The sequence below is a fragment of the Luethyella okanaganae genome, assembly GCF_042660285.1.
GTDB classification, from domain to species: Bacteria; Actinomycetota; Actinomycetes; order Actinomycetales; family Microbacteriaceae; genus Luethyella; species Luethyella okanaganae.
Genome location: NZ_JBHSTP010000001.1, coordinates 1,144,002 through 1,163,161 on the forward strand (window position 1 = coordinate 1,144,002; position 19,160 = coordinate 1,163,161).

General features: G+C 64.3%; 15 protein-coding genes, 1 tRNA gene and 1 pseudogene. 13 read left to right on the forward strand and 4 right to left on the reverse strand.

Annotated elements, in window-relative coordinates:
- Positions 1 to 5: 5 nt before the first annotated feature.
- From nadD to ACFQB0_RS05375, 7 genes and pseudogenes are all read left to right on the forward strand, one after another.
- On the forward strand, positions 6 to 605 hold the full coding sequence (gene nadD / locus ACFQB0_RS05345) for a nicotinate-nucleotide adenylyltransferase (RefSeq protein ID WP_386728497.1): 600 nt from the start codon (positions 6 to 8) through the stop codon (positions 603 to 605).
- On the forward strand, positions 602 to 1,825 hold the full coding sequence (locus ACFQB0_RS05350) for a hypothetical protein (protein WP_386728498.1): 1,224 nt from the start codon (positions 602 to 604) through the stop codon (positions 1,823 to 1,825). The genes nadD and ACFQB0_RS05350 overlap by 4 nt, the downstream gene beginning before the upstream one ends.
- 40 nt (positions 1,826 to 1,865) lie before the next feature.
- Complete coding sequence (rsfS, locus tag ACFQB0_RS05355) at positions 1,866 to 2,243, forward strand: ribosome silencing factor (RefSeq protein WP_386728501.1); 378 nt, start codon at positions 1,866 to 1,868, stop codon at positions 2,241 to 2,243.
- A 73-nt stretch (positions 2,244 to 2,316) separates the two neighbouring features.
- Positions 2,317 to 2,389: transfer RNA gene (locus ACFQB0_RS05360), tRNA-Ala, on the forward strand.
- 594 nt (positions 2,390 to 2,983) lie between these two features.
- On the forward strand, positions 2,984 to 4,150 hold the full coding sequence (locus tag ACFQB0_RS05365; RefSeq protein WP_386728503.1) for a hypothetical protein: 1,167 nt from the start codon (positions 2,984 to 2,986) through the stop codon (positions 4,148 to 4,150).
- Between the two features lie 520 nt (positions 4,151 to 4,670).
- Positions 4,671 to 5,259: pseudogene (locus ACFQB0_RS05370) on the forward strand (transposase); the annotation flags it as partial.
- Positions 5,260 to 6,027: 768 nt separating this feature from the next.
- Positions 6,028 to 8,724 carry an alpha-L-fucosidase gene (locus ACFQB0_RS05375; protein ID WP_386728504.1) on the forward strand — a complete coding sequence of 899 codons (2,697 nt, stop codon included), beginning with the start codon at positions 6,028 to 6,030 and terminating at the stop codon, positions 8,722 to 8,724.
- Positions 8,725 to 8,869: 145 nt separating this feature from the next.
- Here ACFQB0_RS05375 and ACFQB0_RS05380 read toward each other — a convergent pair whose 3' ends face one another.
- Positions 8,870 to 9,922: a flavin-containing monooxygenase gene (locus ACFQB0_RS05380; RefSeq protein WP_386728506.1), complete on the reverse strand. Its 1,053-nt coding sequence runs from the start codon at positions 9,920 to 9,922 to the stop codon at positions 8,870 to 8,872.
- 62 nt (positions 9,923 to 9,984) lie between these two features.
- Between ACFQB0_RS05380 and ACFQB0_RS05385 the strand changes: the two genes are divergently transcribed.
- Both ACFQB0_RS05385 and ACFQB0_RS05390 read left to right on the forward strand, forming a co-directional pair.
- Complete coding sequence (locus ACFQB0_RS05385) at positions 9,985 to 10,617, forward strand: TetR/AcrR family transcriptional regulator (protein WP_386728508.1); 633 nt, start codon at positions 9,985 to 9,987, stop codon at positions 10,615 to 10,617.
- Positions 10,618 to 10,859: 242 nt separating this feature from the next.
- Positions 10,860 to 11,324 (forward strand): DUF2690 domain-containing protein, encoded by a 465-nt coding sequence (locus tag ACFQB0_RS05390; RefSeq protein WP_386728510.1) that lies wholly within the window; start codon positions 10,860 to 10,862, stop codon positions 11,322 to 11,324.
- A gap of 107 nt (positions 11,325 to 11,431) precedes the next feature.
- On the opposite strand, the gene ACFQB0_RS05395 is transcribed toward ACFQB0_RS05390, so the two are convergent.
- From ACFQB0_RS05395 to dgoD, 3 genes are all read right to left on the reverse strand, one after another.
- Positions 11,432 to 12,310, reverse strand: a complete 879-nt coding sequence (locus ACFQB0_RS05395; protein WP_386728511.1) for a glycoside hydrolase family 16 protein — start codon at positions 12,308 to 12,310, stop codon at positions 11,432 to 11,434.
- Between the two features lie 332 nt (positions 12,311 to 12,642).
- A complete protein-coding gene (locus ACFQB0_RS05400; RefSeq protein ID WP_386728514.1) occupies positions 12,643 to 13,620 on the reverse strand; it encodes an acetylxylan esterase in 978 nt (325 codons plus the stop codon).
- 25 nt (positions 13,621 to 13,645) lie between these two features.
- On the reverse strand, positions 13,646 to 14,788 hold the full coding sequence (dgoD, locus tag ACFQB0_RS05405) for a galactonate dehydratase (RefSeq protein WP_386728515.1): 1,143 nt from the start codon (positions 14,786 to 14,788) through the stop codon (positions 13,646 to 13,648).
- A gap of 181 nt (positions 14,789 to 14,969) precedes the next feature.
- Here dgoD and ACFQB0_RS05410 point away from each other — a divergent pair, with 181 nt between their 5' ends.
- Genes ACFQB0_RS05410 through ACFQB0_RS05425 form a run of 4 tightly spaced genes read left to right on the forward strand, consistent with a single transcriptional unit; the run spans position 14,970 to position 19,108 of the window.
- Positions 14,970 to 15,986, forward strand: coding sequence for a LacI family DNA-binding transcriptional regulator (locus tag ACFQB0_RS05410; protein ID WP_386728518.1), 1,017 nt, complete (start codon positions 14,970 to 14,972; stop codon positions 15,984 to 15,986).
- Positions 15,987 to 17,357, forward strand: coding sequence for an ABC transporter substrate-binding protein (locus ACFQB0_RS05415; RefSeq protein ID WP_386728521.1), 1,371 nt, complete (start codon positions 15,987 to 15,989; stop codon positions 17,355 to 17,357).
- Positions 17,354 to 18,238 (forward strand): carbohydrate ABC transporter permease, encoded by an 885-nt coding sequence (locus ACFQB0_RS05420; protein ID WP_386728524.1) that lies wholly within the window; start codon positions 17,354 to 17,356, stop codon positions 18,236 to 18,238. The genes ACFQB0_RS05415 and ACFQB0_RS05420 overlap by 4 nt, the downstream gene beginning before the upstream one ends.
- Positions 18,239 to 19,108, forward strand: a complete 870-nt coding sequence (locus tag ACFQB0_RS05425) for a carbohydrate ABC transporter permease (RefSeq protein WP_386728525.1) — start codon at positions 18,239 to 18,241, stop codon at positions 19,106 to 19,108.
- Positions 19,109 to 19,160 lie beyond the last annotated feature (52 nt).

Below are 19,160 nucleotides of genomic sequence, written 5' to 3' on the forward strand. Positions count from 1 at the left end.
GATTCATGACCGGGTCAGAGCCTCGTCGACGCGTTGGCGTCATGGGCGGAACCTTCGATCCCATTCACCACGGGCATCTCGTCGCTGCGAGCGAGGTCGCCCAGTCCTTCGGCCTCGATGAGGTCGTGTTCGTGCCGACCGGTCGTCCGTGGCAGAAGTCTGGCGTGTCGTTGGGGGAGCACCGCTACCTCATGACCGTCATCGCGACGGCGTCGAATCCGAGGTTCACGGTGAGCCGGGTGGACATCGATCGCGACGGCCCGACCTATACGATCGACACCCTTCGCGACCTGCACCGCGAACGGCCGAATGCTGAACTGTTCTTCATAACCGGCGCCGACGCGATCACGCAGATCATCACGTGGAAAGATGTTCAGGAACTGTGGGATCTCGCGCACTTCGTAGCTGTGAGTCGACCGGGACATGACCTGAGCATTTCTGGATTGCCCACTCAAGACGTAAGCTTGTTGGAAGTCCCGGCGCTTGCGATATCGTCCACCGACTGCCGGAGCAGGGTGAGCCGGGGCTACCCGGTGTGGTATTTGGTCCCCGACGGGGTCGTCCAATACATCTCCAAGCACCATTTGTATCGGAGTGTGGCATGACTACGTGGCAAGATCGGCAGCCACAGACGCGTCGAGAGGCGCGTCAAAGCGAGCGTTCTCACGAGCCCGATGGCCAGCAGAACCCACAGCAGAACACTTTGTCGCGTCGTGCGGGAACCGCCGAGCCCACCCCGGGCGGCGAGACGCCCCAACTCGTGACGCCTTACACGGGCGTCGTCGATACGGTGGGGCCTGTTGTACCGGAGGCGCAGGCGGCTCCGCGCAGCGATTTCGATAGCCTTCTCGCGCGTCCGCCCGTGCCGAACTATCAGGCGAACACATTCAACGGCGCTCGTATTGCGACTCAGCCGACATTGTCCTCCGGTGGCCCAGGAACGGGAGCCTCAGCGGTTCCTGTCGCGTCGAACCACGTGCCCGCGGCCGCACCGCAGCACGAGCCTCGACCATCGTCCTTCGCTCCTCGCCCGTCGACGCCGGAGCCGCCCTCACAGTCGCAGGAGACCACGACTCGCCCGGAGCCCGCGCTCTCCGATGTCGTGCCGGAGCGCACCCTGACGCGACGTGAGCTGCGAGCAATGCTTGCGGCTCAGGAGGAGGAGGCAGCCGCCGGACGAAAACTCGACGAGCGACCTCTCTCCGATTCGATCGGTGCCGTCGTTCCGGTCGCTCATCCGATAGCTCCTGCGCCCGATCCGGCCTCCGGCCCTCTGCTGTCGGACGCCCCGGCATCCGCAGAGCGAGCACCCGAGGAAGACACTCCTGTTCCCAGCCAACTCCCGGCCGGCCATTGGTCGCTCGACATCGATGTCGAAGACGATGCCGATGATCAGTCCTTCGATCAGCTACTGTCGCGTGGCGTCGGCGCCGGTGGAGTCCCGACGACCACGAACGCACTGATCCTCCCGTCGATACCTCAGCAACCGGGCAACCCGGTCCCGCTGACGACGGGGGAGGTCCTCGTGACCGGCTCGATCGACCTGCCTCGCAGCATGGGGCAAACGGGCGCCCACCCCGGCCGCATCGATTCCTCGATGGTCGACCGACTTCTGGACCAGGTTGACGAGTCAACGCCCGCCACGAACGCGCAGCCGATCCGTGCCAGCCAGGCCGTCAGCACCCACACCTCGACCCGCGGCGTCATGACGCCACCCAGACGGCGTGGCATCAGCGTGCCCACGGTGCTCGCCATCACCGCCGCCGTTCTCGCACTCGGCGTGCTCGGCCTGTTCATCGGCGGTTACATCTTCAAGATCTTCTGATGTTCGACTGTTCGCCCACCATCACACAGGGAATCACCGGATGACCGCTTCTGCCCATGCCATCGAGCTGCTCAAGGTTGCTGCACTCGCAGCCGACTCGAAGGCGGGAGAGGATCTGGTCGCGCTCGACGTCACACAACCCCTGCCGTTGGCCGATATCTTCCTGCTGGTGACGGGGCGTTCCGAGCGAAACGTCGTCGCGATCGCCGGCGAGATCGAGGAAAAGCTCATCGAGGCGGGGCAGAAGACGCTACGCCGTGAGGGCCGGGCCGAGGGCCGTTGGGTGCTGCTCGACTTCGGCGACCTCGTCGTGCACGTCTTCCACGAGGAAGAGCGGATGTACTATCAGCTCGAGCGTCTCTGGAAGGACTGCCCGGTCATCCCGATCGAGCTTCCCGCGCACGACACGCGCGAGTAGCGAACCCGTTTCGCCTGGTACTTCTTGATGTAGTAATCTAGGGAAGTTGCTTCCGAGGAATCGGAGACAGCCTGGGTCTGTGGCGCAGCTGGTAGCGCACCTGCATGGCATGCAGGGGGTCAGGGGTTCGAGTCCCCTCAGATCCACGTTGTGATGAGTCGGCTCATCGGCCGGGCTCCTTGCGAACATGTCGGTGTCGTTCCATTCGAGTGTGCGGTGGCAGTTTCCTCACCGACCAGAAGGACCTTGCGGAGCGCCTGGAGGGTCCAGAACATCTGATGTACTCGGAATGGGTGTGCTTGTACGCATGCGCCTTGCGAAGCCGAACGCTGGGAAGTCGGGGATCTCGATCCCGGCTATGCCACAGCGTGGCGGAACTCACACCTTAAGACGCAAGTGGCATTTGATTGGGGTTGCGGTTCGCATCCCTTTGCATCTAACTTAAACATCGGATGACTTATTGGCGCCGGATTCACTTTCTGGAGATGGGCTATCCGGACGATCGGGTACGACCACGCGTGGCCGGCCCGCCTCAATTGATGCGATATCGAAGGAGATATCATGAAGAACCGATCACGGCGGTCGGTCGTGGGAGCCTTCGCGGCGCTCGCGACTGGCGCTGCCCCGGAGAGCGCCGCAGTAGCCTCAAGGATGCTTCGTATGTAGCTTCCAGAACGAGCTCGGATTGCAGTCATCGCAGTTCGGATGCGTCAGCCGATCGCGGAATGAAAGGCGGGCGGTTGAAGCTTTACAACTCGCAATACCATGTGATCGAAGAGCCTTCTTTCGGGAAGGACATCTCGATTTACAACTGTGGATACTCGCCGATCGAACCCCTTCACCTGGGAAACACCCGCCCCTTCGTGGTGGTGGACCAGCTTCGGCACCTTCTAGAGACAACCCATGGTGCCTCGGTGCGGCTCGTGCAAGACATCAGTGATGTGGATGTGAGAGTCGACAGCCGGGCCGCGGAACTGTCCGTATCGTCCGGCGAACTGCGGGATCGTTTAGTTGCATCGTTCTCCACCGATCTCGCCGGGATAGCCGTCAGTCGTCCCACGGTGGGGCCACGGACGTCCGAGCATGTCGAAGGAGCCATAGAGCTGATCTCCAATCTCTTCAGCCTTGGCTTCGCGCGGGAACAAAACGGGGAGGTCTATTTGGCGGCCTCCGCTCCACGAGAGGGGGTTGATTTCCGACAGCTCGACCCCGAGCAGAAGGTGCGCGAGATGATGTGCTTTTCTGGTCAGCTGTGGGATTACAGTAAGGAAATTCTTCTGTGGCAACCTCGCCCCGAGCGGCACCCTCGATGGTCCAGCCCTTGGGGATGGGGGGCGCCATCGGAGAACGTGCCATGCGTGGTCTTGGCCCACGAGTACATCGGCTCGACGATGGACATTCACGTTGGAGGGATCGACCTCTATCCTCACCACGAGATCGAGATGGTCCTAGGCGAACTGAGTACGGGCGTGACCTACGCCCGTACGTGGATACACAGTGGGGTAGTAGAAACCGACGGCGTTCGAATGGCGAACTCGAAGGGGAACACCATCCCGCTGCGCGCCGCGATCAATACCTACGGCGCCGGGGCGGTGCGACTGCTCTATCTGAGCACGCACTACCGGGATACGTTGAACGCTTCACACGCTGCTCTCATCGCGGCGCACCAACGCTTCGCGCGGCTGGCTAAAATGTGTGGGCCGATCCTGGCGAAATCGAGTCGAACAAGTGAACGCCTCGAACTGACGAGTGAAGTTGCTCACCTTCTTGATCAGGATATGGCTGCGGAGAGTGCGGTGAGCTCCATCGAAAGGACGGTGCAGCAACGCTCTGAGTTGTCGGCGGCCGATCTGCGTGGCGCTCTGTCGCTGGTTAAGCTTGACACTCTCATTGAACGGTTCGGCTAGAAGTCTAGAGATGGCCCGTTTCGTTCTCTTGGGTTGAATCTCAACACATCATCCGTCGGGTGGGCGGAACTCAGCACTCTCTGATCGAGTCGATGACTTCGAGTCGCCCCATCGTCGGGCGCTGGGCCTCGGGGTGCAGTTCTGCGCTAGACAACTCTCTCCGTGGTGCTATGTGGGCGCTCCAAAGTCGGCGGCCTGGGCCCCTTGCCCGGCGACCAGGAAGACGCTGAAGAGCTACTCGACCAGCTTCCCCGACGACCGTCTCCTTCAGATCAAGGGCTGACTCATCCGGAAGCTGCGACCGGTTCCTCCGCTTCTGCCGACCCGCGGGCAGGGGCGTGGCGCTCGAACATTGTCCGAGGAAGGCCGACAATGGGGTGGTGGAGGAAAACGCACTCGTCAACACGGTCGACACCTCCCTTCTTCGCAAGGCGCGCGGCGCGTTCTTCACTCCAGAAGCGATCACCAGATACGTCGCGGACTGGGCGATCCGCGCGGTAGAGGACGAGGTTATGGAGCCGTCGCCCGCGCGCATCAGCATGCGACGAACACCACCCGCCTCACAGGGGGCTGGATCGAATTACACGAATCCGAGGCTCGAGCCGCCTAATCACGGCATCGGCCGCTCCTGCGGCGGCCTGTCGACGCAGATCCAACAGCTCGTCGACGGCAACGGGACCCCGCTGGTGAACTTGATCACTGCGGGCCAGGCGGGTGACTCCCCGATATTCCTCCCGCTGATGGCGCAGCTGCGCCTCGGACGAGACCTCGGCCGGCCCCGCACCTGACCGGACGCAGTCCGCGGTGACAAGGCGTACTCGTCCCGCGCGATCCGCAATCATCTGCGCTCTCGCGCAATCAAGACGGTCATCCCCGAACCTGACGACCAGAAGGGCCACCGCGCGTGGCGCGGCCCAGGCGGCGGCAGACCCGTCACCCTGGACACCGCCGACTACGGGGGCCGCAACGTGATCGAACGCAACTACTACCGCCTCAAGCAATGGCAAGGCCTCGTTACCCCCTACGACAAACACGCCATCGTCTACCGAGCCGCCATCATCCTCAACGCAGTCATCGCCTGGGCGAAGGCATTGTCAGACACGCCCTAGCTGCACTCCCAGGGGACTACTCGGCTATGGCGGGATCCGGGCTCAATCTGGATGGTGAAATCTGTACGGCCGTCTCGGTTGACGCCGCATCCTCACACCGTGACGTTGCATGATCGCACTCACCGTTGTCCGATGGATTCCGAACCGAGCGCCGACCTCGTACACGGTCAGTCCGGATCGGTATGCAGCGATCACCTCGAGTTCTTGGTCGGGATCGAGCCGCACCTGCACCTGCTTTGGTGGCGAGGCGGGGGGAGGGGCAGGTGCCCGTTCTTGCCGGTTCGGGTTAACGAGCCAGGAGTGCGCCTTCTTCATTGGGGTCGAAGGGTTCGGAAGCTCCTCGCTTAGCACCACGTTGTGATGAGTCGGCTCATCGGCCGGGCTCCTTGCGAACATGTCGGTGTCGTTCCATTCGAGTGTGCGGTGGCAGTTTCCTCACCGACCAGAAGGACCTTGCGGAGCGCCTGGAGGGTCCAGAACATCTGATGTACTCGGAATGGGTGTGCTTGTACGCATGCGCCTTGCGAAGCCGAACGCTGGGAAGTCGGGGATCTCGATCCCGGCTATGCCACAGCGTGGCGGAACTCACACCTTAAGACGCAAGTGGCATTTGATTGGGGTTGCGGTTCGCATCCCTTTGCATCTAACTTAAACATCGGATGACTTATTGGCGCCGGATTCACTTTCTGGAGATGGGCTATCCGGACGATCGGGTACGACCACGCGTGGCCGGCCCGCCTCAATTGATGCGATATCGAAGGAGATATCATGAAGAACCGATCACGGCGGTCGGTCGTGGGAGCCTTCGCGGCGCTCGCGACTGGCGCTATTTCCCTGACCGCGTTGCCAGCCAACGCTGTCACGCCGACCGACGACTACCTGCCGAACGAGCAGTCACTGAGCACGCATGACGCGCCGGACTGGTACAACGACGCCAAGCTGGGCTACTTCATCCACTGGGGTCCGTACTCAGTGCCGGCATACTCGGCCGACAAGGATGGCGCAGCGTCCTATGCCGAGCACTACCTGCGGAAGATGAACGAGGTCGGGAGCGATACCTACGAGCATCACAAAGCCACGTATGGCACCGAGTACGCCTACGACGACTTCATCACGGACTGGAAACCCGACAAGTTCGACCCAGAGGCGTGGGTCGACCTCTTCGAGCAGGGCGGCGCGAAGTACTTCGTGTCGGTCACCAAGCATCACGACGGCGTTGCACTGTGGGACACGAAGACCACCGACCGTGACACCGTCGCGCTCGGCCCGAAGCGCGACCTGACCAAGGAACTCATGGACGCGGCTGCAGACTCGCCCCTCAAGAAAGGCCTCTACTACTCGATGATCGAGTGGTTCCACCCTCAAGGTGGTCAGATCAAGAAGGGCATGTCCAACCCGTACACGGGCGCTCCGATCGAGTACCGGGGCTACACCCCGCTGCCAGACACCGGCGATCCGGTCAATGACTATGTCATGGGCCAGCAGTACCCCCAGATGAAGGAACTCGTCGCGAACTTCGACCCCGACCTCATCTGGTGCGACAGCAACGGTCCGAACAACAGCAACCAGTTCATGGCCGAGTACTACAACCAGGCGAAGAACCGCGCGGTGCCCAAGGACGTCGTCGTGAACGACCGCTGCGGCAACTGGGTAGGAGACTTCGCCACCCCTGAGTACGAGGTCAAGGACGTCATCACGCCTGCGAAGTGGGAATCCACCCGCGGTCTGGGCGGCTCGTTCGGTTACAACGCCGAGGAGGACATCGAGGACTACCTTTCGTCCGATGAGCTGATCGACGGCTTCGTCGACGTCGTCAGCAAGAACGGCAACCTGCTGCTGAACATCGGCCCCAAGGCTGACGGCACCATCCCCGCGGTGCAGGCCGAGCGGGTGCGTAGCTTGGGCGACTGGCTTCGCATCAACGGCGAGGCCATCTACGGCACCACCTATTGGGGCACAGCCGAAGACGATGCCAGCAACGTCCCCGTGCGCTATACCGTGAAGGACGGCGCCCTGTACGTGACCGCACTCGAGTGGCCTGGCGAGAAGCTCACGCTCTCCGGCGGTCTCCCCTTGCTGCCGAAGGGCAGCTCAGTCAAGCTTCTCGGCTCCAAGGCGAAGCTGACGTGGAGCCAGAACGCCGACGGCACCGTGTCGATTCCTATGCCAGCGAATGGTGCCGCTTCGACCGCCAGCAAAGACGCCTACACCTTCAAGATCGCCAGCAAGGGCATCGATCAACTCAACCGACTCTCGGTTGATGTGCCCGCGACGACCGCAGGCCCGTTCACGGCCAAGGTCACGCTCAGCAACGCCGGTGCAGCCGCATCCGCAGCCGGACAGGTCGCCCTCTCGGTGCCAGAAGGCTGGACCACGGAACCAGCTACGATCGACGTGCCCGCCCTCGCGCCGGGCGAGGTGCGCAGCTACGACTTCAACGTCAACCTTCCGACCGAGAACCCGCCCGCGGGCGACTTCCGGATCGAGGCATCCGCCACCTTCGGAAAGCTGACGTATCGCGCTCATGATCTCACCCGACTCGGCGTGGAGAACGCAGCACAGGGTAAAGCGGCGACGCAGTCGAGCACGGCGAATGGCGGCGTCGCGAGCCGGGCCGTCGACGGAAACACCAACGGCGCCTTCGGCAACGGCTCGGTGACGCACACCGCGGAACCCTCCAATCAGGCGTGGTGGCAGGCCGATCTCGGCACTGTGCGCGACATCCTCGATATCGATGTGTGGAACCGCACCGATTGCTGCGGTATCCGCCTGAGCGACTACAACGTGTTCGTCTCGGACACGCCGATCACCGGTGGCACGGTGGCCGAGGTGGTCGCCGACCCGGCGGTGCGCAACTATCCGCAGACCGCGACAGCGGGCAGCCCCACGCGGGTGAAAATCGGCGGAACCGGCCGATACGTTCGGATTCAGCTGAACTCGCCGACCCTGCCGCTCTCGCTGGCCGAGGTGCAGGTCAACAGCCCGAAACTGCTGGGTGCCGAGGCCGACCAGAACCTCGCCCTCGGTAAGCCGGCCATTCAGTCGTCCTCTACCTCGACCACCAGCGGCATCGCGAGCCTGGCGGTCGACGGCATCACGGACGGCCGCTGGGGTGAGGGCTCGGTCACGCACACCCAGCCCTCAAACGAACCATGGTGGCAGGTCGATCTCGGCAGCAACGCGGCCGTCACGGCTATCGACTTGTGGAACCGCACCGATTGCTGCGGCAGCCGGCTGAGCAAATACCATGTGTTCGTCTCGGAGACGCCGTTCACCGGAAATTCCGTGGCGGAGTCCCTTGCTCAGCCCGGTGTCCGCGACTTCTACCAGGACGCGACTGCCGGCAGCGCCACCCGGATCGACGTCGGAGGGACCGGCCGCTACGTTCGGGTCCAGCTGACCTCATCCGATCAACCCCTGTCCATCGCCGAGGTTCAGGTGTGGGGTCAGCCCGGAACGAACTGAGCGCGGACCGGAGTCGGCTCATCCCGCCCGGTGTCTCTTCGGACACATCGGGTCGGGATGAGCCGCTGACGGCATTTCCCCGAGATCGTCGCAACACCTGACCGCTCGGTCTGCGAGGGGGCCCTGCACCGCTCTTGAGCCCTGGTCAGGGAGCATACGTGGCGATCTGGTCCGCGATGTGTTCAGCGTCGCGTCCAACGCCGCCGATGAGCCCGGAGGTGAGGGCGTATTGGAAGGGCATCCCGACGAAGTAGAGTCCCGGGAGATCGCGCACAACGCCTCGGCGAGTGATCGGCACGCCGACTTCGTCGACGTCCAGGGGCGGGAGCCAGTCGAGGTTTGGCCGGTATCCGGTGGCCCAGATGACGGTTGCGACGGTACTTATCGTCCCCGCTACGGTCTCGGGGTGTCCGTCGGAGACTCCGATGATGCGGGGGAGCAGTGTGACGCCCGCTGCTTCCACCGTTTGCATGGAGATGCGGATGAGTGGGGCGCCGCGCTGGCCGAAGGAGGCGGCGACCTTCCGTCCTGGTGGCGTGTCGATTGTGAGCAGCCGGTTCACGATCAGCCAATAGGCACCGCCTGCGTAGCGGAAGACCGCGTCGGGGACATGCGGGGTTGGGCGCCCGGTGATGAGGACCTTGTGGGTTGCGGCCAGTTCCAGCGCTATCTCCGCGCCGGAGGTTCCGGCTCCAACGACGAGCACATCCCCGGTGGGGATGCTCGCCGGGTTCCGGTACGCGGAGGAGTGCAGTTGCCGTATGCCCGGATCGAGGTCACGGGCGAAGTTCGGCACATGGGACAGAGCGTTGTGTCCGCCCGCGGCCACGACGTGGTTCGCGGACATCGTCCCGGTCGTCGTGTCCAGCTCGAATCGGTCACCGCGGCGGACGATGGCCCTCACGCGCACTCCCGAGCGGACGGGAAGGTGGAAGTGGCGGGCATAGGAGTCGAGGTAGTCGGCGAACTCGTCCTTGCTCGCAAAGCCACCGGGGCCGACTGGATTGCTGAGCCCGGGAAGGCTGCTGAACCGGCCGGGGGTGAACAGCCGCAGAGAGTCCCATCGCGCGCGCCACACGTCGCCGACGTGTTCGCCGGCGTCGAGAATGGTGAACGGCATCTGTCTGCGCGCCAGGTGATGGCCGACGGCGAGGCCGGCCTGACCCGCGCCGACGACGATGGTCTCGATATGCTCCATGGCAACCTCCTCGACTCTCATTAGAATATCATTCTAATAAATGGAATGCTATACTAATCAATATGTCAGAGGCCTCGGTCGCTCTTCGCACACTGCGGGAGGCGCGGGCCGCGCTGACCCGAGGGCAGGTCGTGGATGCTGCCGGGAGGCTGTTCCTGACCGGTGGTTATGTGGGCACATCTATCGGATCGATCGCGGCCGATGCCGGGGTATCGGTGCAGACGATCTACAACGCTGTTGGGAACAAGGCTGCTCTACTGTCGGCGGTGCTCGAAGCAACAGCGTCCGGGCCGGAGGCGCCGACGCCGGTTCCCGAGTTCATGGCGGAGCGGGTTCGCGCCGCAGCCGAGGCAACCACGGTGATCGCTGTCCTCGCGGACTGGTTCGTCGAAGTGAACGTGCGCACGGCAGGCATCTGGTCAGTGATCCGCCAGGCGGCCGCCGTCGACGAGGATGCCGCCGCGATGCAGCGCGCACGTGACGAGCAGCGGCTGCGCAATTACCGGCTCGCGGCTGTCGAGCTGAGGTCGCGAGGAGCGCTTGTCAGCATGAGCGACGAGGAGGCAGCCGCGACGATCTGGACGATCGGGCATCCCGAGTCCTATCGCACCCTGGTGGGAAACCTCGGCTGGTCGACAGAGGGCTACCGCGAGTGGGTACGCAAGGCGCTCGCCGGTGCGCTCGGAGCGGCATGACGTCTTGAAGGTCGCGTAAGACCGGGTCCACTCGATGACAGACAGTCGGGCAACGACAAGCGCATGCTGGCGTTCCGTAGAGGCCATCGCCAGACGCCTCGCCGACTCCGCCTGAGAGGCGACGGATGCCCTGCCCTGGGGAGTCCTGCCCATTGAGCACGACCGCGGCTTTCGCGACCATGGGAGCTAGATCACACAACGAGAAGTCGCCGACTCACGTCGGTGGCCGAAGGAGAGACACAATGAAGAAGTTCACCAAGCGCGGGGTCGTCGCAGGCGCGGCGACGCTCCTCGCCATCGCGGGATCGCTCGTGGCCGGCGCGGCGCCCGCCCAGGCCTACACTGGAACCGATCCGCTCGCATCCGGTTGTGCGGCCGATGCCTACACGGTCGCCTCCTGGGGCATGTACAACTCCAAATACGGCGAGTACCAGGGCACCGCCGAACTGCGAGCGTCGCCGAGTTGCGGAACGAACTGGGTACGGGTCACCAGTACCGTGCCAGGCAACCGGGTCTACGCCGCCATCCAAGTGGTCGAGGGCGGTTACGGCGGCGACAGCGCGGCTGCCGCGGCCTTCGACGTCAGCACGAGCTGGACCAGAATGGTCTACGCGCCCGGGCACACGTGCGTCAACGTCTACGGTCGCATCGTCGACAACGCGAGTAATGCGATCGAGGGGGAGTTGCCCACTCAGACCGTGTGCTGACAGATGGCCGCCCGCGCGGTGGCCTGTCCTGCCTGAATCGATCCCGAAGCAGGGGCGGCTACAGAATCGGTGTGAGCGACGTGACGCCGGATCATTTGCGTTTCGGGTTATTGCCACACCCGGATGTAGTCCACGTACATGCTGGAGTTCCAGTCGAAGATCTCGTTGTGGACTGATCCGTCCGCCCACATGTCGAGGATCTCGTGGGAAAGGAGTGGGTATTCGGTCACCTGGCTGATCAGGGTGGGGTCGGTGACGGTGCGCACGATGTTTCCGTCGTAGGTGAACTCGAGCTTCGTTGGCGTCCAGTTGAGCCCGAAGGTGTGATACCAGGTGCTGTGTAGCCCTGGCGCGGCGGCCAGGGTCGAGGACTGCTGGTGGTTGGGTGCGTCGAAGGCGTCCCAGTGCAGGGAGATGGTGTAGTCGTCGGCTTGGTAGTTGGTTTCCGCGATGTCCATTTCGGCGCCGTCGCGGGCGGTGCCGTCGATGACGCCGCCTGGGGCGAGACCAGCGGTGGGCAGCAGCCAGACCGCGGCGAGGTGCCCGTTGGTCTGGTAGGGCGTGTGTACCCGCGCCTCGAGCGTCCCGTAGGTGTAGTCGAACTTTCCCCGGCTGTCGATGAGTGCCCCGGTGTACTGGCTGGGGGCGGTGTTCCGCACCTGCATCTCAAGCGCCCCGCGGCCGTCGGTGGTCACGTTGACCGGGTCGTAGCGCCACGTGTCTGGTTCGACGGCACCGCTGCGTGCCCAGTCCCGCTTGCTCCATTTGTTGGCGTCGACCGTGGTGCCGTTGAACTCGTCGCTGAAGACGAGGGTTCGCGCCTTGCTGGCAGCGAGGGGTTTGGCATGGGGCGGAGTTGCGGGGTCTATCAGGGTGGATGCGGTTGTGATGGCCTTTTGGGCACTTTCGGTGGGCGCGGCTGTTGCGGTCGACGCGGCTGTTGCGGTCGGTGCGACAAGGAGGATGCTTGTCGCGATGATCCACATGACGCCTGTTCGTCCGCGAGAGTGTGCGGTGTGCGCAAGTCTCGGTCGCATCTGGGTACCCACGTCTTTTCTCCTTCTGATTGCCGGAGCGGTGGTGCGGTCGCCCTGATGGCCCCGGTCGGTTTGGTCTAGATCACGGACACCTGGTAGAGCTGTACGCCGAACCCTCGTGTTGACGTGTAGAGCGCAGTATATTACACGTCCCCGGTTCGCCGGAGAGTTACTTGTGGTGTTGTCTGTTCGCCATCTCGGTGATCCCAAAGCTCGCGTGCGGCTTGCCAAGGTCCACCCCGTGGTCGTAGCCGTTCCTGGCGTTCACCGCAGATGCACCTCTAGCCGCCGAAGGCCTCCCGCAGTGCGTCGAGCTTGCCGGGGAGATCATACTGGCCCCCACCCTCGTGGCCGTTGAACGGGTAGACGACGAGCTGCTTCGCAGCAGTGTAGTGATTGTGCGCCGCGTAGACCGTCGATGGTGGGCAGACCCGGTCCATGAGGCCCACGGTGAATCGCGCCGGGGCGGTGGCTCTGGCTGCGAAGTTCGTCGCGTCGAAGTAGGAGAGGGTGTCGAGCGTCCGTTCGACGGCGGATCGATCACCGCGAAGGAAGTCGGCGACCTCGGCATACGGTCCGGCGTCGGTGATCGTCACCGCTCTGGGGAAGTCGCAGAGGAATGGGACGTCTGTCAGCACCGCTGCGAGATGCGGTCTGAGTGCCCCGACCGCGAGTGAGAGGCCGCCGCCCTGGCTGGCGCCGACGACGGCGATGCGAGCGGCGTCGATCTCCGGAAGCGACGCCAGGGCGTCCACGGCTCTGCTCGCGTCGACGATGAGTCTGCGGTAGTAGTGGTTGTCGGGATCGTCGATGCCTCGTGTGAGGAAGCCGGGGGCGGACGGGCCGATCGGCGAGTGGGCTGTATCGGGGGTAACGGCTGTGATCGAGCCGCCGCCGCCCTGGCCGCGGTTGTCCATGACGAGGTGGGCATATCCTGCGTTGCTGTAGCTCAGCCATTCGTAGGGGATGCCGCGACCGCCGCCGTAGCCGACGAACTGGATGACGCCGGGAAGGGGAGCGGTCCGGTGCTTCGGAAGGAGTAGCCAGGCGCGGATGCGGTCGCCGCTGAATCCGGAGAACTCCACGTCGAACACGTCGACGAGAGTGAGATGGCCGTGCCACGAGCGAAGGGTCACGTCGAGGTTGTGACCGGCCGCGTCCTTGAGCGAAGTCTGCCAGAACCGGTCGAAATCGCTGGGTTCCCGACGAGGAGGACGGTAGCGCACCAGGCGTTCGAGCGGCCAGTCGAAGAGGGGCACAGTCGGTTCTCCAGACACGATCGGTTCACCAGTTGGTGAACGCACCGTCTTCGGTGGCGAGCGCCGGCCGGTCGTCGTAGCGGGCCGAGCAGGCGCGGGCCGCCGCCCGATCGATGTCGACGCCGAGACCCGGCGAGGTTGGGATCTCGATGCGTCCTGCCGAGATTCGTGGGCGCTCGATGAACAGCGACTTGAGGAGGTCGTCCGGATCGGTCTGGTGCTCCTGGATAGCGATGTTGGATGTGGCAGCGTTCAGGTGGAGTGAGGATGCGGCCGTCACCGGTCCGAGCGGGTTGTGCGTCGCGAGCTTCACCGCGTGCGATTCTGCCATGCCCGCGATCTTCCTGGCCTCGGTGAGACCGCCGGCCACGCCGACGTCGACCCTGGCGTAGTCGATGAGTTCGGGCTCGATGAGTCGGCGGAACTCCCACTTCGACGCGAACTGCTCGCCCGCGGCGAGCGGAACTGCGGTGCGGTCACGCAGCCTCCGGTAGCTCTCCAGGTTCTCGCTCCGCAGTGGGTCCTCGACGAAGTACGGTCTGGCCGACTCGATCTCCCGGCACAGGGTGAGGGCTTCTACGGGATCGAGTCGGGTGTGGACGTCGAGGATGAGCTCGACATCGTCGCCGACCGCCTCCCTCGTGGAGTGGAAGAGCTCGATCGACTCCCGAAGCGCTCGGCGCTGATCGAGGATGCCGTCCACCTGGTGCGGCACGGCGAGCCGCAGATACCTCCAGCCCTCGGCGGCGAGTGATGCGCAGCGAGCGAAGTAGGCGTCGCGGTCGTGGCTGTTGTCGCCGACGTGTGTGTAGGCTGGCACCCAGTCGCGGACCCGGCCTCCAAGCAGCTCGAAGACCGGAACGCCGAGGGACTTTCCCTTGATGTCCCACAACGCGACGTCGAACGCGGCGATCGCCGACGACATAATGCGATCGGCGGGGAAGAACCCCCGGCGGGCCATGAGCTGCCACAGATGCTCGATGCGCGAGGGGTCCTGGCCGATGAGCAGTGAGCCGAGGTGTTCGATGCCGCCGGCCACGGCTTTCTGACGCGACCGGATGCCGACCTCGCCGATGCCGTGAACCCCCTCGTCTGTGTCCACGACGAGGAGCATCATGCTGTCGCCGCCGTCGGGAAGGGTGAGGATCTCCCACGCAGTGATTTTCATGGCCACCTAACCTCGCGAGCGTTTGAAAACGTTACCTTTATTTTCGGTGAGTTGTCCAGTGTGGGGCGTGTGGTGGCCAGTAACTCGCGAATTCACAAGGAAACTTTCCTTGAGAACTTCTTGACAGTGCTGACAACGTTTGCAATTATCAAGCGAGTCGGTCTGCTACAAGGAGGTCAGGATGACTGTCACCATTCGAGAGGTCGCCGCCGAGGCCGGAACCTCGCTGTCGACCGTCTCCCGGGTTTTCTCCAATCCGGATGCTGTGAATGCGACGACTCGGGGAAGGGTTCTAAAGACGGCGTCCCGCCTCGGCTACCAGCCGAATGCGGCGGCTCGCTCGCTCCGCGGCGGCAGGACCGGTTCGCTCGGGCTCATCATCCCCGACATCGCCAACCCCTTCTTCCCGCCGGTCATGAAGGCCATCCAGGGCAAGGCCAGGCGGCTCGGCTACACGGTGCTCGTCGCCGACAGCAACGAGCGGCCCAATGAAGAGTTCGAGGCGATCGAGGCACTACGGCCGAGAGTGGACGGCCTCATCCTGTGGGCGTCGACGCTGCAGGAGGAGAAGATCATCGAACTCGCCGCTCGGATCCCGATCATCCTGGTCAATCGTGAGGTCGCCGGCATCCCGCAGGTGCAGATCTCCTTGTCTGCGGGGGTTCGTCAGGCGGTCGAGCACCTCAAGGCGTACGGGCACGAGAGCTGTGCCTTCATCACCTGTTCGCAGCCGGGTTCGAACCGTGAAGTGTCGATCCGTCGGGAACTGGAGGAGGCCGGCATCAGAGTGGTCGAGTTCGGACCCTACGAGGCCCGCTTCGAAACCGGCCTCCATGCGGCGCCGTTGGTGCTCGCGGACGGCGCGACGGCGGTGATCGCACACAACGACCTGGTCGCCCTCGGGCTGCTGCAGCAGTTTGCGGCGCTCGGCATCCGGGTGCCGGAGGACGTGAGCGTGATCGGGATAGACGACACCATCCTCGCCGCGACATCCTCGCCAGGCCTCGCGACCGTGCGCATCGACCCGAACGACATCGCCGAAGCGGCGAGCGATCTCCTGCTGGGGATCATCGGCAGGACAGCGCAGGTGTCCCCTGCGGAAGTCATCACGGTCGGCACGCGGCTCGTGCCGCGGGCTTCGAGCGGACCGGTTCGCGTCAACGAACCGGCGAAGCAACTCATTTCGAAGGAGAAATAAGTGAAACGCACAACAATCGCGGCGATCGCCGGGGTCGCCCTCACCGGCCTGCTCGCCGGATGCAGCGGCAGTGGTGGCGCGGCGGAGACCGCTGGCACGGTCACGATCCGGGTCCAGGGAATGCCTGCGGCGACGGATGCGGCGGGGCTCACGCAGTTCAAGCAGATGGTGGCGAACTTCGAGAAGGTCAATCCCGGCATCACGGTGGAGGGCTCGACGAACGTCTGGGACCCGCTGACCTTCTCGGCGAAGCTCGCCGGCGGGAACATCGAGGACGTCATCCAGGTGCCCCTCACCGAGCCCCAAGGCTTGATCTCGCGCAAGCAGGTCACGCAGATCACCGGACAGCTGGCCGGGTGGAAGCACTACGACGAGCTGAACCCCCAGGCGCTCGCTCCGCTCAGCGACGCCCGCGGCGGGGTCTACGGAATTCCCCAGACGCTCTACGCGCAAGGACTCGTCTACAACCGCGCCCTCTTCGAAGCGGCGGGGCTCGACCCGGACAACCCCCCGGCGACCTGGGACGAGGTGCGCGCGGCGGCGAAGCAGATCGCCGACAAGACCGGAAAGACCGGCTTCCTCTTCGAGTCGACGGAGAACCAGGGCGGCTGGCAGCTGTCGATGCTGAACTACGCGTTCGGCGGAGAGATGGAGAAGGAGCACGGCGACGGCTATGCGCCGGCGTTCAACGCCGATCCCACTAAGAAGGCTCTTGAGCTGTTGCAGAAGATGCGTTGGGTGGACCGTTCGATGGGCGGCAGCCAGCTCAACACACAGAACGACGTCATCAAGCAGTTCGCGGCGGGAGGGGTCGGGATGTATCTGGGCACCCCCGGCACCTACAAGCTCGCGAAGGTGAACTTCGGCATGCAGAACCCTGGGGACTTCGGTGTCACCTCGATGCCGCAGTCCGGTGGCGAAGCGACCCTCACGGGCGGGCAGGTCTTCATGGTCCCGGCCTCCGTCACGGGGGCGAAGCTCGACGCCGCGGTCAAGTGGCTCGTCCACGCCTATGCCGAACCCACCTACGACCCGGAGGTCGCCGCCGCACAGGCCGAGATGCTGTCGAAGGATCCGGCCTCCGCGGTCGGCGTTCCGTCTCTCCCGTTTTTCGATCAGGCGCATCAAGAGCTCATCGACGAGGCGATCAAGGACTTCGTCAACGTGGATCTAGAGCACTTCGCATCGTACAAGAAGGGCACAGCGAAGCTGGAGCTGAAGGCGGAGCCCGTCGCCGCCGCGCAAGCCGTGTACGGCATCCTCGACACGGTCGTCCAAGCCGTCCTCACGGATGAGCACGCCGACATCGCCGCGCTGCTCGACAAGGCCGAACAGGATGCCGCGGCGAAGATCAAGGCCGCAGGCAAGTGACGCAGCTGCTCGGGAGCCGCTGGCTGCGGAGCTCTGGAGCGGGGCTGCTCTTCCTGCTCCCCGCGATCGTGATCTTCGGCCTCTTCGCCTGGTATCCCATCGTGCGCGGGCTCGTCATCAGCTTCCAGCAGACCAACCTCATCGACGATCCGCGCTGGGTGGGACTGGACAACTTCGCCACCTTGTTCACGGACCCTCTGCTCGCCACCTCCGTCGGCAACACATTCCTCTTCGTGGGGCTTGCCGCGCTCATCGGATTCCCCGCTCCCCTCATCCTCGCGTCGATCATGTCCACCGTCCGCCTGAGGGGAGGCATCTATCGGGTGCTCGCCTATCTGCCGGTTGTGATTCCCCCGGTGGTCTCGGTGCTGCTCTGGAAGTGGTTCTACGAACCCGACTCCGGGCTCTTCAACGCCATGCTCGGGTTGGTCGGACTCGGTCCCCTCCCGTGGCTGCAGTCCACCGACACGGCCATGCTCAGCCTGGTGATCGAGTCCACCTGGGCGGGCATGGGTGGCGCGGTGCTCATCTACCTGGCCTCCATGTCTGGTGTCCCCACTGAACTGTACGAAGCGGCCGAACTCGACGGGGCCGGGATCTTCACCCGCATCTGGCACGTCATGCTGCCGCAGCTGCGGCCGGTGATCGGCCTGCTGCTGCTCATGCAGCTGATCAGCACCATGCAGGTCTTCACCGAGCCATACGTCTTCACCGGCGGCGGGCCCCAGGACGCCACCGTGACGGTGCTGCTCCTGGTCTTCCGCTACGCCTTCGTCTTCGGGAACTACGGACAGGCCGCGGCGCTCTCGCTGCTGCTCGCTGTCGTTCTGGGAATTCTCTCTGCTGTCTACCTGCGAGCCACCCGAAGCTGGGGGAAGTAAGTGTCGAGTTTCGTCTCCGAAACCGAGTACCGCCAGGTGCGGACCCGGATCCCGCTCAGGACCATCCAGCTGGTCACCCTGGCGCTCCTGGTGGTGTTCGGGCTCGGCCCGCTGTACTGGATGCTGAAGGGCGCCCTGAGCTCGCCCGCCGAACTCGCGGCGAATCCGCTCGCGCTCTGGCCCGCCGAGCCGCGTTGGGACAACTTCGCGACCGTGTTCGCGCAACTCGACGTCGGCCGCTACCTGCTCAACACGCTGGTGATGGTCGCGGGTTCGTGGGCCGTGCAGCTCTTCGTCGCTGTGACCGCCGGCTACGCCCTCTCGGTGCTGCGCCCGAGATTCGGCGGGGCCGTCTATGCAGCGATCCTCGCGACCATGTTCGTGCCGTACACGGTGTCGATGGTGAGCCTGTTCCTGACCGTGGTCGATGTGCCGTTCCTGCACCTCAACCTTGCGAACACCTATTGGGCCGTGTGGCTGCCCGCCGGCGCGAACGCGTTCAACGTCCTGCTCGCCAAGAGCTTCTTCGGCGGGCTGCCCAGGGAGCTCTTCGAGGCGGCGAAGGTCGACGGCGCCGGGACGTGGACCATCCTGAGCAGGATCGCGCTCCCGATGAGCCGTCCGATCCTCGCCGTGATCAGCGTTCTCGCGGTGACCCACAGCTGGAAGGACTTCATCTGGCCGCTGATCGTCATCACCGACCCTAGCCTGCAGCCGATCAGCGTCGCGCTGGTCAACCTCGCCCCGCAGGCCCCGCAGGACCTGCTGATCGCGACGATGGTCATGGCGATCATCCCGCCCATCGCGGTGTTTCTCGCTTTCCAAAAGCAGATCGTCGCAGGCCTCGGCTTCACCGGGCTCAAAGGCTAGCTCCACTGCACTGACCCGTTCCACCACCGCACATCGCACTCGTCGAGGAGAA